This window comes from Clostridium sp. BL-8, from assembly GCF_002006495.1.
Classification (GTDB): domain Bacteria; phylum Bacillota; class Clostridia; order Clostridiales; family Clostridiaceae; genus Clostridium.
The window spans coordinates 1-16,157 of record NZ_LZZL01000104.1 but is presented as its reverse complement, the minus strand read 5'-3'; the positions used below and the strand labels follow the sequence as shown (position 1 = coordinate 16,157).

At 30.6% G+C, this 16,157-nt stretch carries 12 protein-coding genes; 1 reads left to right on the top strand and 11 read right to left on the bottom strand.

Features of this window, described 5'->3' with window-relative positions; translation table 11 throughout:
* The coding region (locus tag CLOBL_RS23750; protein ID WP_077861285.1) for a YafY family protein at nucleotides 1–626 on the bottom strand (626 nt) is incomplete at its 3' end.
* Between the two features lie 108 nt (nucleotides 627–734).
* Here CLOBL_RS23750 and CLOBL_RS23745 point away from each other — a divergent pair.
* Nucleotides 735–1,217 (top strand): GyrI-like domain-containing protein, encoded by a 483-nt coding sequence (locus CLOBL_RS23745; RefSeq protein WP_077861284.1) that lies wholly within the window; start codon nucleotides 735–737, stop codon nucleotides 1,215–1,217.
* Nucleotides 1,218–1,656: 439 nt separating this feature from the next.
* Here the strand turns inward: CLOBL_RS23745 and CLOBL_RS23740 are convergent, their stop codons facing one another.
* The 10 genes from CLOBL_RS23740 to CLOBL_RS23695 form a co-directional block, all read right to left on the bottom strand.
* On the bottom strand, nucleotides 1,657–1,968 hold the full coding sequence (locus CLOBL_RS23740; protein WP_077861283.1) for a glutaredoxin: 312 nt from the start codon (nucleotides 1,966–1,968) through the stop codon (nucleotides 1,657–1,659).
* Between the two features lie 121 nt (nucleotides 1,969–2,089).
* Complete coding sequence (locus tag CLOBL_RS23735; protein WP_077861282.1) at nucleotides 2,090–2,302, bottom strand: hypothetical protein; 213 nt, start codon at nucleotides 2,300–2,302, stop codon at nucleotides 2,090–2,092.
* 285 nt (nucleotides 2,303–2,587) lie between these two features.
* Nucleotides 2,588–4,492 carry an endonuclease MutS2 gene (locus CLOBL_RS23730; protein ID WP_077861281.1) on the bottom strand — a complete coding sequence of 635 codons (1,905 nt, stop codon included), beginning with the start codon at nucleotides 4,490–4,492 and terminating at the stop codon, nucleotides 2,588–2,590.
* 344 nt (nucleotides 4,493–4,836) lie between these two features.
* Nucleotides 4,837–6,234, bottom strand: a complete 1,398-nt coding sequence (gene gltA / locus CLOBL_RS23725) for an NADPH-dependent glutamate synthase (protein ID WP_077861280.1) — start codon at nucleotides 6,232–6,234, stop codon at nucleotides 4,837–4,839.
* Complete coding sequence (locus tag CLOBL_RS23720) at nucleotides 6,234–7,124, bottom strand: sulfide/dihydroorotate dehydrogenase-like FAD/NAD-binding protein (RefSeq protein ID WP_077861279.1); 891 nt, start codon at nucleotides 7,122–7,124, stop codon at nucleotides 6,234–6,236. Before CLOBL_RS23720 ends, gltA begins: the two co-directional genes overlap by 1 nt.
* A 152-nt stretch (nucleotides 7,125–7,276) precedes the next feature.
* Complete coding sequence (locus CLOBL_RS23715; RefSeq protein ID WP_077861278.1) at nucleotides 7,277–8,359, bottom strand: 2,3-butanediol dehydrogenase; 1,083 nt, start codon at nucleotides 8,357–8,359, stop codon at nucleotides 7,277–7,279.
* A gap of 240 nt (nucleotides 8,360–8,599) precedes the next feature.
* Nucleotides 8,600–10,546: a sigma 54-interacting transcriptional regulator gene (locus CLOBL_RS23710; protein WP_077861277.1), complete on the bottom strand. Its 1,947-nt coding sequence runs from the start codon at nucleotides 10,544–10,546 to the stop codon at nucleotides 8,600–8,602.
* Nucleotides 10,547–10,914: 368 nt separating this feature from the next.
* A complete protein-coding gene (locus CLOBL_RS23705) occupies nucleotides 10,915–12,255 on the bottom strand; it encodes a glycoside-pentoside-hexuronide (GPH):cation symporter (RefSeq protein ID WP_242953905.1) in 1,341 nt (446 codons plus the stop codon).
* 320 nt (nucleotides 12,256–12,575) lie between these two features.
* Nucleotides 12,576–14,645, bottom strand: coding sequence for a glycoside hydrolase family 3 C-terminal domain-containing protein (locus CLOBL_RS23700; RefSeq protein WP_077861275.1), 2,070 nt, complete (start codon nucleotides 14,643–14,645; stop codon nucleotides 12,576–12,578).
* Between the two features lie 2 nt (nucleotides 14,646–14,647).
* Nucleotides 14,648–15,580, bottom strand: a complete 933-nt coding sequence (locus CLOBL_RS23695) for an AraC family transcriptional regulator (protein WP_077861274.1) — start codon at nucleotides 15,578–15,580, stop codon at nucleotides 14,648–14,650.
* Nucleotides 15,581–16,157 lie beyond the last annotated feature (577 nt).

The following is a 16,157-nucleotide window of genomic DNA, read 5'->3' as shown; positions in this document are numbered from 1 at the left end:
TTATCTTCTGATACGCGTACCTCATTCATTCTAGCTAACTTAAATATCCTATAATCATTTCGTTCAATACTAAAGGCTTGCAAATACCATTTGCTTTCCTTAAATACTACTTTATAAGGTTCAACTTTACGTGAAGTCTGCTCACCATTTTTATCTATATAACTGAATAATAAATATCTTTTTTCATTCATTGCTCTTTCTATAATTTTCAATACACTTCGCAGCGAACGGTTTCCCTCATTAAGTTCTAAATCTATTAGAAAGTTTTGATTATCATTATTTTGCTTTAATAAATCATTTTCATCTGTCATGCTCTGTAATTTTATAAGCGTATTGGCGATTTCCTTATTTTCTAATAGCTGATTATAACTTTGCAAGCCAGTTATTAAACTTTGAACATCTTTAGGAGTAAATAATTTTTTATCAACTTTGTAAGATTTCATCAAACTTACTCCACCCATAGCCCCCCTAGTTACCATAATAGGCATTCCGGCAATATTTAAAGCATCAATATCTCTGAAAATAGTTCTCCTACTTACCTCCAGCTTTTCTGCCAGTTCACTAGTTGGTACGGTTTCTCTTTCTAAAAGAAGCATAATAATTGCAATTAGACGTTCTATTTTCATTAAAAAATTCACCTCGAGTTTAATTATGACATACTTGTGTCATAATTGCTATGATAAAGTATAGACATAAATAAGATTCCAAATAATTGTTACAAGGAGAGATTTAAAATGAATAATTTCAAAATTGAAGAAAAAGAAGCTTTTCGATTGGTATGTTTTAAAACAAAATTAAAAAGTTCAGAAAAAAATGACTTAAAACAATTTTCTGATCAAAAAACTGAATTTTTTAAGAGCATAGTTCAAAGTGGAAAGATGTCTTTACTTAGAACAATTTCTGAAAGTAACTATGGTTATGCAGCAGTGACAACTGATGGAAGCAATACTTTCTACTATGCAGGTGTTAAATCATCACAACCTGTAGTTGATGAAAGCGAAGAAGTTTTATTTCCTGAAGGAAAATATCTAGTAATTGAAGGAAAAGGTGGACTATCTCGTTTAGCTTTTGATGAGCTTGAAGAGCAAGCCTTCAAAGAAATCCTTACTGAAAAATATAGTTATGAATACAGTGGAAATCCTATTGCAGAAATTCTACTAAATGGAAATCCAGCAGACTGTGAAGTTGAAGTGTGGATACCAGTTAAACAAAAATAATTATTCATATACCAAAGAGATAGCATACGCTATCTCATAATTGTTTTTAATTGTGTTCTTCTTCTTTCTTTTGATTTTCGTTCTTCTAGTATCAATTTCTCTAACATTTATACAGAATTAATAATAGGCATCTATCTAATCAATGCACGTCATCTACTTTAATTTTTTAATTTGAAGCGAGTATTTCAGCGGCGTTTTTTATTTCAAAATTTGTATTTGATTTACTTAAAAAAGCTTAAAATTCCCATTTTTGACCCCGATGTCATCTTTTTTATCTCTTTAAAGATTATTCAAAATGTAGCTGCTTCATAAAACTGTCGGCCTGCTGTTTATCAGATATTTCGCCGTTGCAACATGGCTACGGTCTCCACATGTCCCATATTAGAGAACATGTAATTCTTTTGTAGACCCTTTAATATCCACTATAAGTTAACATATATTAGCATTTACCACTACCATCAATAGAGCAACTATTTACAACCTTATTAGGCTTTTCTATGTCTAAATAATCAAATATGTCTAATGTTTTTGTTCCATCTTCTAAAATAAAAAATGGGATACCTATTTTTCCTTCTTTAACAACATTAATAAACATTTTATCATTATCACGATAAGATAAAAATTCCTTTAACATTTTAGTACTCTCTATAATATTTTTATAATCTAATTCTATATCTTTATGTTTTTCTAAAATAACTTTTGCTTCAACACAATCTGGACAAATTGCTGTCCCATACATTGTTATTTTCATTTTATTATCCTCCCTTTTTTAAAGTATTTAATATACTTAGTTTTATAATTATACTTTATGTATTAATCTAAAGAACAAATATCAAACGTACAGACAAATATTATAAAAGACATATAGTTTATTATTTTTTATCACATTTCGGCACTAAAAGTTCTGCATATCCACAGCTTGGGCATTTAGCCATACGTTTACCTGATAAATGAGGCGCAAAGATATATTTTAAAACACTTACTTTAAAATTTTCACCACATTTAGAGCATATGAAATGAGTTTTTAAACTTCTAAATACAGCAAATACTAAAACTATGACGACAACTATCCATCCTATTCGCATTTGATTCCACTCCTTTTTAATTTCTAAAGTAAATATTATATTACTAGTAAGTAATTATAATATACATGTAAATATCAAATTATTCAATTTTCAAAGATAGATTTAATATTTACTATTTTTGAAAAATCTATAGTAAGCAAATTCATGAACTTGAAAAAAGCTTAGATTGCTAAACACAGCCTATATATTTATAATAAATTTCAAGTTGATACTTAGGCTTAGGCACAATCAAAAAAATAACAAGTCCATTTGCCAGCTTTTGACTTGTTATTTTATTTCATCACCTTATTTTCGAGAATTATTTTGGTCCTTTGATTCTTTTCTCATTTTCTTTAAAGCCTTTTTAGAACCTCTTTCAATATCTCTCTCAAGTTTTCGTTCTTTAAAACTTACAAATAACTGATTTAAATCATAACCATCTGGATATAGCTGACTTGCCTTTATATCTAGCTTTATTCTCTTATAATTTACTTCAATCAATTCATCATTATATAGTACAGTAACATTGTTTAATTTATCTATTTCTTTATACACAATAGCTGATTCATTATTATCTAAAAGAATGACTCTATCACCTACTGAGTATTTATAAAAATCTTCCTTAATTTGTGGTTCTTTATTCTTCATAACTTTACTTTCCTCAATTAAAGAATAATTATAATTTTTATTATCAAAATATTGTCTTGCTCTATTAATAATAGAATCATCTAATCCCATCTTTTTAGAAATATATAAGGCATTGCTGCTGCCTACTTTTCCTATCCTAAGTTTATATAAAGGCTGCAAAGTTTCTTTTTCAAATTCCATAGCTGCATTTTCAAAATCAGGATGCATCTTTGAGAAATTCTTAATTTCTCCATAGTGTGTAGTTGCTATAGTTATACATCCCTTATGATATAATTCTTCAAGTATTGCAATAGCTAAAGCGGAGCCTTCATTAGGTTCTGTTCCGCTTCCAATCTCATCAAACAAAAGTAAGGTTGATTTTGAACTTTCCTTAACAATTTCAGCTAAGTTTTTTACATGTGATGAAAATGTGCTTAATGCATTTTCAATACTTTGGTTATCACCTATATCCACAAATATCTTTTTAAATACCGAAAGTTCTGTTCCTTCTTCAGCTCCTATATGGAATCCAGATTGCACTGCCAATGTCAATAGTCCAATTGTTTTTAACACTACAGTTTTTCCACCTGCATTAGGTCCTGTTATTATTAAGCTTCTATAATTTTTTCCAATCTCAAAATCTAAAGGAATGTTATTTTTAATGAAAGGATAGGTGCCCTTAATTATTTTTATATATCCGTATTCATTTAATTTAGGTTTTCTTCCATTTATAGCTTTACTGTACTTAGCTTTAGCCCATATCATATCGTATTCTGATATTACCTCCATGTTCAATTTTAAATCTTTTATTCTTTCAAATAGCATTTCTGTTAATGCAGCTAATATCTTGTATTCTTCCACACTTTCTTCTGCCTGCAGAATACTTGACTCACTTGTATATCTTGAAATAACATCTGGTTCCATAAAAACAGTAGTTCCTTTAGAAGACGTTTCAATAATAGTTCCTTGAACAAAGTTTTTATAGGATGCCTTGATTGGAATTGTATATCTACCATTTCGTTGACTTATAAAAAATTCTTGAATATACTCTTTATTTTGAGTATTTTTAAGAAATTTATCTAATTTCTCTTTTACTTTACCTTCGCACATATCAATATGTCGTCTTATTCTCTTAAGCTCCTTGCTGGCATTAGAATCTACCCTGCTTCCCCTGATTGATCTATTTATTTCATCTTCAATATACTCTAAATCAAAAATATTTTCTCCATAAGCACTTAAAGTCGGAGCATAACCTTCTTTATCCTTCATAAAAGTTTTAACTTTTCTACAGCCTCTTAGAAAATTAGATATTATGGTTAAATCTTCTGCTTCCAAAGAAGCACCTTTTTCAATTTTCTCAATAAATGGGAGGATATTAAAAATTCCTTCTAATGGAATAGTGTAAGAAGCATCTAATAGTCTTCTTCCCTCTGTAGTTTCATCTAACATTTGATTTACAATTTTTATATTACTGCTAGGTTCTAATTTATCAATTAATCTTTTGCCTAATCCGCTTACGCAATATTCTTTTACTATTTCTTTAAGCTCATAGTAATGTAATTTTTCTAAAGTTTCTTTATTCATAATAATAATCCTCTCCTAAAACCATATTACATTACAAGCCTACGAATTATTTATAGATCTCCAAATTTTAGTTTTAAATAATAAAAAAGCCATGGATACTTCCACAGCTTAAAATTCAACAATTAATAAAGGTAATTCTATTACCTCTGTATAAAGTAAATTCGTGGACTTGTATCTTCAATAGTACAAATTAATTCTATAGCAAATAAAAGATATAAAACCTCTTATTTTTTGAATTAATATTAACTTAACTATTTAGATACTAAACACTCACAAAAATACCTCTCTTTTCTGAAATCTATTAAATATAATATACATCAAATTTATTTTATTTGTCAAATGTATTATACGTTTAACTCTAAATATTCATCTATAGCTTTTGCTGCCTTCTTACCAGCCCCCATAGCTAAGATTACTGTTGCTGCTCCTGTAACTGCATCCCCACCAGCATAAACTGCTTCTTTAGTAGTAAGACCTGTTTCTTCTTCAGCTACGATACATCTTCTCTTATTAATTTCTAACCCTTGAGTTGTTGATGAAATTAATGGATTTGGTGATGTTCCAAGTGACATTATTACAGTATCTACATCCATAACAAATTCTGAACCTGGAACTTCAACTGGACTTCTTCTTCCTGATGCATCTGGTTCTCCAAGTTCCATTCTTACACATTTCATTCCTTTAACCCACCCATTTTCATCTACTAAGATTTCTGTTGGATTAGTTAATACATCAAAGATTACTCCTTCTTCCTTAGCATGATGTACTTCTTCTACTCTTGCTGGAAGTTCTGACTCACCTCTTCTATAAACGATATGGCTTTCAGATCCAAGTCTTAAGGCAGTTCTTGCTGCGTCCATAGCAACATTTCCTCCACCTACTACTGCAACTTTTTTACCAGATCTAACTGGAGTGTCATATCCTTCTACTGCTGCCTTCATCAAGTTTACTCTTGTTAAAAATTCATTTGCTGAGCATACTCCATTTGCATTTTCCCCTGGTATTCCCATGAATCTTGGAAGCCCTGCACCTGAGCCTATGAATACAGCCTTGAATCCTTCATCTTCAAACAATTGATCTATAGTTATAGTTCTGCCAACTATAACATTAGTTTCTATTTTAACACCAAGCTTCTTAATGTTTTCAACTTCATTTTTAACTACTTTTTCTTTTGGAAGTCTGAATTCTGGAATTCCATATTCTAAAACTCCTCCCGCTTTATGAAGTGCCTCAAATATAGTTACTTGATATCCTTTTTTAGCTAAATCTCCAGCACAAGTAAGTCCTGCAGGTCCACTTCCTATAACTGCAACTTTAATTCCATTTTTAGGTTCTGTTGCACTTAAATCAACATTATGTGATGCTGCCCAGTCTGCTGCAAATCTTTCAAGTTTACCAATAGATACTGAGTCACCCTTTATTCCTAAAACGCATCTTCCTTCACATTGCTTTTCTTGTGGACATACTCTTCCACAAACTGCTGGAAGTGAGCTGTATTTTGAAATTTCTTTTGCAGCTTCTTCAAATTTTTCATCTTTAACATAAGAAATAAATCCTGGTATATTGATTGATACTGGACATCCTTCTACACACTTAGGATTCTTACAGTTTAAACATCTAGAAGCTTCTTTAGTTGCTTCTTCCTCGTTATATCCAAGACAAACTTCTTCAAAGTTTGCTGCTCTAACCTTTGGATCTTGTTCTCTTACTGGTATTCTAACTAATCTCTCATTCATGTCCATTATTTATCACCTCTGCAACCACAGCCACCGTGACTATGAGTATTTCCTTCTTCAACTTCTAACTGTGCCTTTCCTTCTTCTGTTTTATACATAGCTTGTCTTCTCATTGATTCATCGTAATTTACTAGATGTCCATCAAATTCTGGCCCATCAACGCAAGCAAACTTAACTTCTCCTCCAACAGTAACTCTGCAAGCACCGCACATGCCTGTACCATCAACCATTATTGGGTTTAAGCTTACTGTTGTTGGAATTCCTAATTCCTTAGTTAGCATAGAAGTAAATTTCATCATTATCATTGGTCCAATAATAATTGCATGATCATATTTCTTACCTTGATTGTTAACTAATTCTTTAAGCATATCTGATCCAGTTCCCTTAAATTCATATGAACCATCATCAGTTGTTACATAAAAATTTCCAGCAACAGTCTTTAGTTTTTCTTCATATATTAGTAAATCTTTGTTTCTGCTTCCTAAAATAACATCTACAGCTATTCCATGTTCATGCATCCATTTTACTTGTGGGTAAACTGGTGCTGCACCAACTCCACCTGCCACAAAGATAAAATTCTTTTTCTTTAATTCTTCTATATCCTCATGTATAAATTCACTTGGTACACCTAATGGTCCAACAAAGTCAGCTACATGATCCCCTTCATTAAAAGAAGCTAACTGTTTCGTTCCTTTTCCTACAGTTTGAAAAACTATAGTTACTATTCCTTTTTCTTGATCATAATCAGCTATAGTCAAAGGAATTCTTTCACCTTTCTCATCATTTTTTATGATAATAAATTGCCCAGGCTTTGCAGATTTTGCTACTCTTGGTGCTTCTATATCCATTGAGAATATATTATTTGTAAGCTCCTTTTTGTTCACTATTTTATACATTTACGTTCCTCCTAATTTAACCAAGTATACTAAGATTCAGCTGTTATTTTCTCTTCAGCTGACTCTTAGTATAATTTTTGTTCTTGTGAGAATATACTTTATCTATAAGCACTAACTAATCTCTCTATTACTAATTGTAAATTCCATATATATTACGATTTAGATACAAGTTCCTTGTCTGGTGTTACTAATATCTTAACTTGTTTCTTCTTTTCTGGGCCTGTTAATGCTCCAAAACCTTCTTCAACTATATCATCTAGATGTATTTTCTTGGTTACATATCCTTCTGCTTTTATTCTTCCATCTTTCATTTGAGCCATAGTTGCTGGGAATTCATGTCTGTATGCTAATGTTCCAATAATTTTCTTTTCAGTAAATACCAATACATTAGGATTGAATTTAACATCATTTTCCCATATGCTAGTTACAACTAAAGTTCCTTCAAACTTTAAGCTATCTATACCTGTATCAAAACCTATTTGAGCTCCTGTAGTTTCAAATGCCACATCAACTCCTAATCCATTAGTTAGCTTCTTAACTTCCTCTGCTATATTTACCTCATTAGGATCTAATACTACATCTGCTCCTGCCCTTTTAGCATACTCTTGTCTTATAGATTTTCTTTGTAATACTACTATTAATTTTGCACCAGCTGCTTTTAAGCACTCAATAGTTGCAAGTCCTATTGGTCCAGATCCTAGTACTAACGCAGTATCACCTGTTCTAAAATCACCAATTCTAATTGAATGTAATGCTACCGCCATTGGCTCAACTAAGGCAGCTTGTTCATAAGACATTTGATCTGGTATCTTATGTACAAATTTTTCTGGGAAAACTGTATATTCAGCAAGTCCTCCACCACTTCCGCAAAGTCCATGGAAACCTAATGATGAACATAAATTATATTTTCCTTCTAGACATGCCGGACATTTTCCACATGCAACTATAGGTTCAACTATTACTCTATCTCCTGGCTTAAAATTAGTTACATTATGGCCAACTTCAACTACATCTCCTGAAAATTCATGTCCTAGAACTACTGGAGCTGTTGTGCCACTTAATGGATGGGGTTGTCCTACCGGTATAAATATAGGTCCTCCTAAATATTCATGTAAATCTGATCCGCATATTCCACACCATTTTACTTTAATCTTTACACCATTAAGCGTAACCTTAGGTTCTTCAATTTCCTCTACTCTAACATCTTTCTTTGCATACCATAATGCTGCTTTCATCTTAAAACTCCTCCTTAAATAAATTGTTAATTAATTCACATATACTTATTGAGCAAGTTTCATACCAAGTTATGAATAAACTCATAACTTTTTGTGTTATTTAGGTTATTTGCTTGATATAATTAGATTTTATCTATTATATGTAATACAACTTTACAAAAAACTATTAAACTACAAAATAAAAATGTATCAAAATGATACATTTTTTATTCTCATTTTGATACACACATTCTTCTTTTCTCATTTTGATACATCTATATGATATTTTTTTATCTTTCTATATAAAGTTGCTCTTCCTATCTTTAACAGTTTAGATGTTAGCTGAAGATTTCCATCACATTTTTTTATAACATCCCTTATAGCATTCTCTTCTAATAAATCAAGACTAACTATTTTAATATCCTCTTGATTTAGGTGTTCTTGATGCAGAGTTTGTATTGTATTCTTACAATCTAAATTATTCATGTCTATATTCATTATTTCATCTTCACTTAAATAATAATCTCGTTCAACAACATTCTTAAGTTCTCTTATATTTCCATCCCAATCATGTTTCTTTAATTCATCTATATATGATTGTTTTACACTTATAATTTTATTTCTATTTTTTATATTTAACTTTTGTATAAACTCATTCACAAGCAAATCTATATCTTCTTTTCTTTTCCTAAGTGGAATTGTCTTTATTTCCATTACACTTAATCTATAATATAAATCTTCCCTAAAATTTTGCTTACTTATTTCATTTTTTAATATTCTATTAGTAGCCCCAATAACCCTGACATTTAATTGCTTCTCATAAGTTCCACCAACTCTTACAATTTTCCCATTATCTAAGACTCTGAGAAGCTTACTTTGAATATCTAAAGGTAATTCTCCAATCTCATCTAGAAATATTGTTCCTCCATCTGCCAATTCAAATTTACCTGGATGTCCTTCTTTCGAAGCACCTGTAAAAGCTCCTTTTTCATATCCAAATAATTCACTTTCAACAAGTTCACTAGGTATTGAAGCACAGTTTACTGCAACAAAAGGACCTTTTGCTCGATTACTATAATTATGTATTGATTGCGAAATTAATTCTTTACCAGTACCGCTTTCTCCTTGAATCAAAATATTACAATCACTTTTTGCAGCCTTTTTAGCAAAACTTATCATATTTTTCATTTCTAAATTATTGGTTATTATATCTTTAAATTCATATTGAGCTTTATATCCTGCAAATTTACTTACAAGTTTATGTACCACTTCGACCTCTGTAAAAGTTATTACCATGCCGCTACTTTTCTCATTTTTATTTAATGGGAGTATATTTATAACACATTTTATTATGTCATTATTTATGGAAAAATCCCACTCTAAATTATGCAAAAACTTGTTTTCCTCTTTAATAAGCTTATGAAAATCAATGCCACTTAAAACCTGATTAATATCCATATTCATTGCTTCTTCTAAAGATATATTTAAAATTTTTAGTGCTCGTCCATTTATTCTTTTTATCTTCATACGTTCGTTCATAACTATCATACCTTCTGATATAGATTCAAAAGTTATATTAAGTAATTTATATGAAGTAGCTAATTTCATTTGTTTCTGTATTGACTGAGCTGCGGCTGTTACTATGCCTAAAGTATGAGAATGAGCATTGTAATAATTACCTGACATATTTATACATCCAATTAAATTATCATCTTCATCATATATTGGTGCCGCGGAGCACGTCCAAGAATGTTGGTTTATCCCATAATGCTCTGCTCCAATTGTTTGAACTGGCTTATTAAGATATAAAGCCGTTCCTATAGCATTAGTTCCAACTACTTTTTCTGACCACAATTCACCTTTTAGGAAATTTAATCCCTCAGCTCTCTCCATTATATCTTTATCACCTATTACATCTATTATATACCCAGCCTTATCAGCTAAAAATAAGGCAAATCCCGATCCACAAACCATACTATAAATACTTTCTATAACTGGTCTGGCAACAGAAATAAGTTCACTATTTTTATTGATCAACTCACCTATATTAGGATGTTTAACATTCCCATTTCCATTATTAGGATTTACTCCATACTTTCTACACCTTATCCATGAGTCTCTAATTTCTCGTCTAACCTTTGAATTAACTTGCCCCGTAGAAACAAATTCTCTCCATGCTTCAGTGATAAATTTGATATAATCTTTCATCTATACCTCTCCATTACTCATAAAATATGATATCAACATTATTTTGCTCAGTTAAACTCAAGTTGTCCACTACTCTATAATATATAAATATTTAAATCATCCAACTACGTTGTTCTAGAAACCATTTTACCATAAAATAGTCTTTTTTACATATTGATGTAACAGTAGAAATGTATTTTGATAAAAATAACCCACTGAAATCCAAAAATTAGATTTTAGTGAGTTTTATGGTGGAGGCGAAGCGTGACCTTTGAAATCTACTAAGATTATTACTTATCTTTTTTGATTAATTATTAATGCACAAGTTTTTTAAGCAATAAAACTCACTTTTTGACTTAACTAAACCTCGCTTTAAGACATTTGGCGAATTAATTTAATTCTATAGATCTAGAGGTTCTTTTAATATTAAGTTCAGTTACCATCTTATTTGAAAACTTGTCCATATTTATAAAATACATTACAATTAATCCAATTATGGTAAATACAATCCCTGAGTATATAAATGAAATATTAATTGCCTTTATTGCTGCACCTGTCTGTACAGTAGCTGTTCCATTATATTTTCCAAAGTCAAGAACCCATCCGAGAATTGCAGTACCAAGACCACCTCCTAATTTCATTCCAAAACTTACACAACTGTTGATTAATCCATCTGCACGTATTCCTGTTTTCCATTCTCCATAATCTACTGCATCTGCAACAATTGCGAAAATCCCAACTATTAAAGGCGCCATACCAAACCCTTTTATAATACTTCCTGCCATAACAAGCTCATAAGAAGCAGGATTAATTGCCATAATAATAACACCTACTAATTTCACTAGAAAACCGAACATCATAACTTTCCATTTACCAAATTTACTTATAAACTTAGGTAAAAGTGCAAATCCAACTATCATAGGTGCATAAAGTGCTAAAGTAAGCATCCCCATTAAATTAGCATTATTTAATACATAGGTTGTATAATAAAGAGTAGCTCCTGAGAATAACCCCATATCTGTATAAATAATAATAAACATAATCGCTATAAGTAAAAAATATTTATTTTTCATCAAGGAACCAATCCCTACTTTTAACTTAAATTTTTCTCCCTTTTCATCTTGATTTCTTTCCTTGGTAAATGCAAATGTTATGAATAGAAATGCACATGAAATTATTCCATAAATAACTGAAAGTTTTGACCACCCATATTTTTCAACCAATGGATTTGTAATCATTGATAATATAATAGTAAATGAAATAACAAAAACAAATCGAATTGAACTCAAAACTGAACGTTCCTGTATATTGCTGGATATTCTTGATAGCAATGTACAATATGACAAATTTGATGCTGTGTATACAATTGACACTAAAAATATATAAGTGATATATGCATAAATCAGCTTTCCACCATCGCTGAGACCCATAGGAACATTAAACAATAATATCAAACCGATTCCCATAAATGGTGCACTCCATAAAATCCAAGGTCTTGTTTTCCCCCACCTTGTATTAGTTTTATCAATAAGTGCTCCAATTGATAAATCTGTTACACCATCTAAAAGTCTCGCTATCAGCATTAGTGTTCCAACTGCTGCCACTCCAAGTCCAACGCTATTAGTATAATATATCATCAAAAAAGAAGTAATTGGTACATATACAAAGTTACATCCTACATCACCTATTGAATAAGAAATCTTTTCTTTTAAATTAATTTTTTCTTCCATAAAAATACTCATTCCTTTCATAGTACTCAACATATAAAGTAATTAAACGATTACTCCAAAAATATATATATGTTCTAATTAATGATGGACATTTGTCAATAAATAATAAATGCTGAAACTTTTTTGAGTTTTCAATAATTCCTATTCAAAAAGCATTGAATTCTAATTAAAACTTATATATTATAAAAATATGGCTTGATATGGCAGAGTAAAGTAATTATATTTTTATGTACAGTTAATATTAACTAATCAACCAACTAATATTAACTGTAATTAAACTAATACTTTTCACTCTGTCATTTCATTTGTATTTGAGACAGTTACAATGTAACTTTTTCCATGTGTAGATCTGAATCTGCACTGCTGCTTCCTATATACACCTCATACTCCATTTTCTCTAATTCCATTTGTTCTGTTTTGGGATTATACCAGCAAAGTTCCTCTTTAGGACAATTTATTGTAACTTCCTTGCTTTCTCCTGGCTGTAAATTTACACGAGCAAAACCTCTTAACAATTTTACAGGTCTCTCTACAGATGAATTTTTGAATCCGACATACATTTGTACAACTTCATCCCCTGCCATTTTTCCTATATTTTTAACAGTACATTTAGCGATAACACTATCATCAGATGCATCAAACTTTGCATCACTAAAATCAAACTTAGTATAAGATAGTCCATATCCATATGGAGCAGATGGTTTTATGCCTTCCTTTTCTAACTTTGTATATCCATGATAGTAATCATACCATTGAGATGTTGTATCCCAATTTACTTGTGGAAGATCACTTTCTTTAAATGGAATTACATATGGTAGTTTTCCACTTGGATTAACATCTCCAAATATAATCTCTCCTATTGCAGTTCCGCCTTCCATACCTGGATAATATGCCATCATTATAGCTCCAACGCTTTCTTTCCACTCTTCCATCATTATCATATTTCCACCAATTAACACAGCTATAGAATTGGTATTAACAGGACCTACTTCCCGTATTAATTTAATTTCATTTTCATGAAGACCTAATGAGTTTTTTCTATCTCCACCTACTGCTCCTGTATAAGATTCAAATTCATCTTCTGATATATATTCACCTTCATCGTCATAGTTATATCCAACTACAAATATAACTGCATCTGCATCTTTAGCTAATTCTTTTGCATGTTCCAAATTTTCCCCATTATAATATACAACCTGCGCTTTAGGCGCTGCATTTGCAATTCCCTGTAATGGTGTTATAACGTAAGCTGGTCTTACCTGACTTGAACCGTGATCTCCGATTACTTCCTTATCTCCTAACTTTCCTAACACAACAACTTTTTTTACTTTATCTTTGCTTAATGGCAATACATTATTTTCATTCTTAATTAATGTAATCCCCTCTCTTGCTGCCTGAAGTGCAAGTTTAATATGATCTTCACATCCAATTACGCTCTCATCATATTCATTTGAATAAGCATCTTCAAATGCTAGCAATGTACGCACGATACGTAATGCAGATTCATCAATTTTACTTTCTTTTACTTGTCCATTTTTTACTGCCTCTACTAATTTATCTCCAAAAAACTGAGTGCAGCACATTTCCATATCTTGTCCGCCATTAGCTGCTTCAACCGTATCTCTGACTCCCCAGATAAAGTCACTCATAACAAATCCATCAAAATCCCATTCCTTTTTCAATACCTGATTTAATAAGTAATCATGATGTCCACAATGAGTTCCTTTGTATAAGTTATAAGAACTCATAATAGCTGCTGCACCTGCATCAACACATTTCTTGAAATGAGGAAGAAATACTTCTCTTTCAGTACGTTTATCACATTCAACATTTACTTTAAATCTGGAAATTTCCATTTGGTTAAAGGCAAAATGTTTTACACATGCGATTACATTTTCGTCTTGTACACCTTTAACTAATGCTCGTCCCATTTCCCCTAAATGAAAAGATTCTTCACCGTAAGTTTCTTGGCTTCTTCCCCAGCCTGGATTATATGGAAGGTTAATGCATACTCCTGCAAATAAGTTACCTTTATACCCATGAACTTCTTTACCTATAGCATTACCTATTTTTTCTTCTAATGCTGTATCAAATGTTGCACCTCTAAGCATTGATACTGGAAAACATGTGCTTTTTCCTGCACTACAAACTACACCTCTTGGGCCATCACAGAAAAGCATAGGAGGCACATTCTTCTTCTCTATTCCTCCTGCTGGATAAGGATAACTATTATAATGTTTTTGCTCATCAGCATCTCTCAAATCAGAGAGCATATCATTAAGAGTAACATTTCCACCCATTAAGGAAACCTTTTCTTCTAAAGTTAAAGAGTTAATTATTTCCTTTGCCTTTTCAGTATAAGATAATCTTTTTAATTTAGTACATTTCATTTTTACATATCTCCTTTACAATATTTTTCTAATAAATTAATAGATTCTTTAAAATCAAAACGCAAATAGCCTTGTACATTAGGATCCGCATTTAAACTTGCCCCACTTTTTCGGTATTCAGCAGGAGTCACACCTATTTCTTTTTTAAATGCTCTGTAAAAGGTACTTTCAGAATAAAAGCCACAATCATTTGTTATAAAGCTAATTGACTTATTTGAAAACTTAAGCATATATTTAGAAGCCTCTATTTTACTGCTAAGTACTAAATCTTTAGGAGATAATCCAATGTTTGCCTTTAAGAAACGATAAACTGATTTCTCGCACAAGCCTATAAATTTATATAGTTCATCTAATACTGTATCTTTTGTACAGTTTTTTTGGATAAAGTTTATTACCTGCATGAGCAATTCTGTGTTTTCTGTTTCTTTCAAATCTACAGCCTTTTGATGAATATCATATAATGTGAATTCAAATAAATCCGCTATTAACATATAAACTAAAGATTTTACCCGATAAGTGTTAAATATTTCATCATTCTGACTCTCAAGTCCAATTTTGGCAGCATTAGTAACGTATGCATCGTATCCGTTCTTAGGCTTTTTATCATTAAGCTTGCTGTTTAAGTAAAAATAATACGATCTATTATCATCTTTTGTATTTTTGAATAAATTCTCATTCATCTGAATAAATAAGCATAAATTATTTTCCTTAGTACGTTGTAATTCATGTACTGCTTTTGAATTTAATAACACAATATCCCCTGCTTCCAAAATCGTTATCTTAGGACTTGCATTTACTATTAAAGATCCTTTCAAAACTAGAATTAATTCATAATCATAATGCCAATGAAAACTAGAATGTTCAATTGATGTTACGAACACCTTTGCTGGATATTTCTCTTCATGCTCAATTGTTTCAAAAATATATGAACTCATATTTCCTCCATTTCATGATACACTATAATCATCCTGTAAATATTTACATTGTAATTATAAATTATATCAAACTATATTTGTTATCATTTTTGTACAAATTCTATTTCATTTTCAGACTACTCATATTATAACTAAATCATATAAGATACATTAAATATTTTATATTATGTATAATTTATCTCTAAAGTCTCAAACCTAATACGTTAGAAATTTATGATAAAATATTATTGTACAAAAAAGAAATATTAAAATTTTAACGTAAGATGGAATTAGATCTTTATTAGAATCTATTAATATCAGAAGAGTATCGGCACTTATTTTTGCAGCAGGTGTTTTGGCATGCCACCTCTTAAAGATATTAAAGCTGCACAAAAAAATTACTCTCCAACTGACTTAGAAAGTTTTCTGAAAGGATTAAATAATTTTAAAAAGACTACCTAATTATAAAAACGCCCTTACTTAAATTCACATTAAGCGGGCGTTTAATATTATAATTTCAAAAAATATAATTGCCGGTACTACTTCTTTTGTTATCCAATCTGTGCCATCCATAGATAATGGTACAAAATCTTTTGGT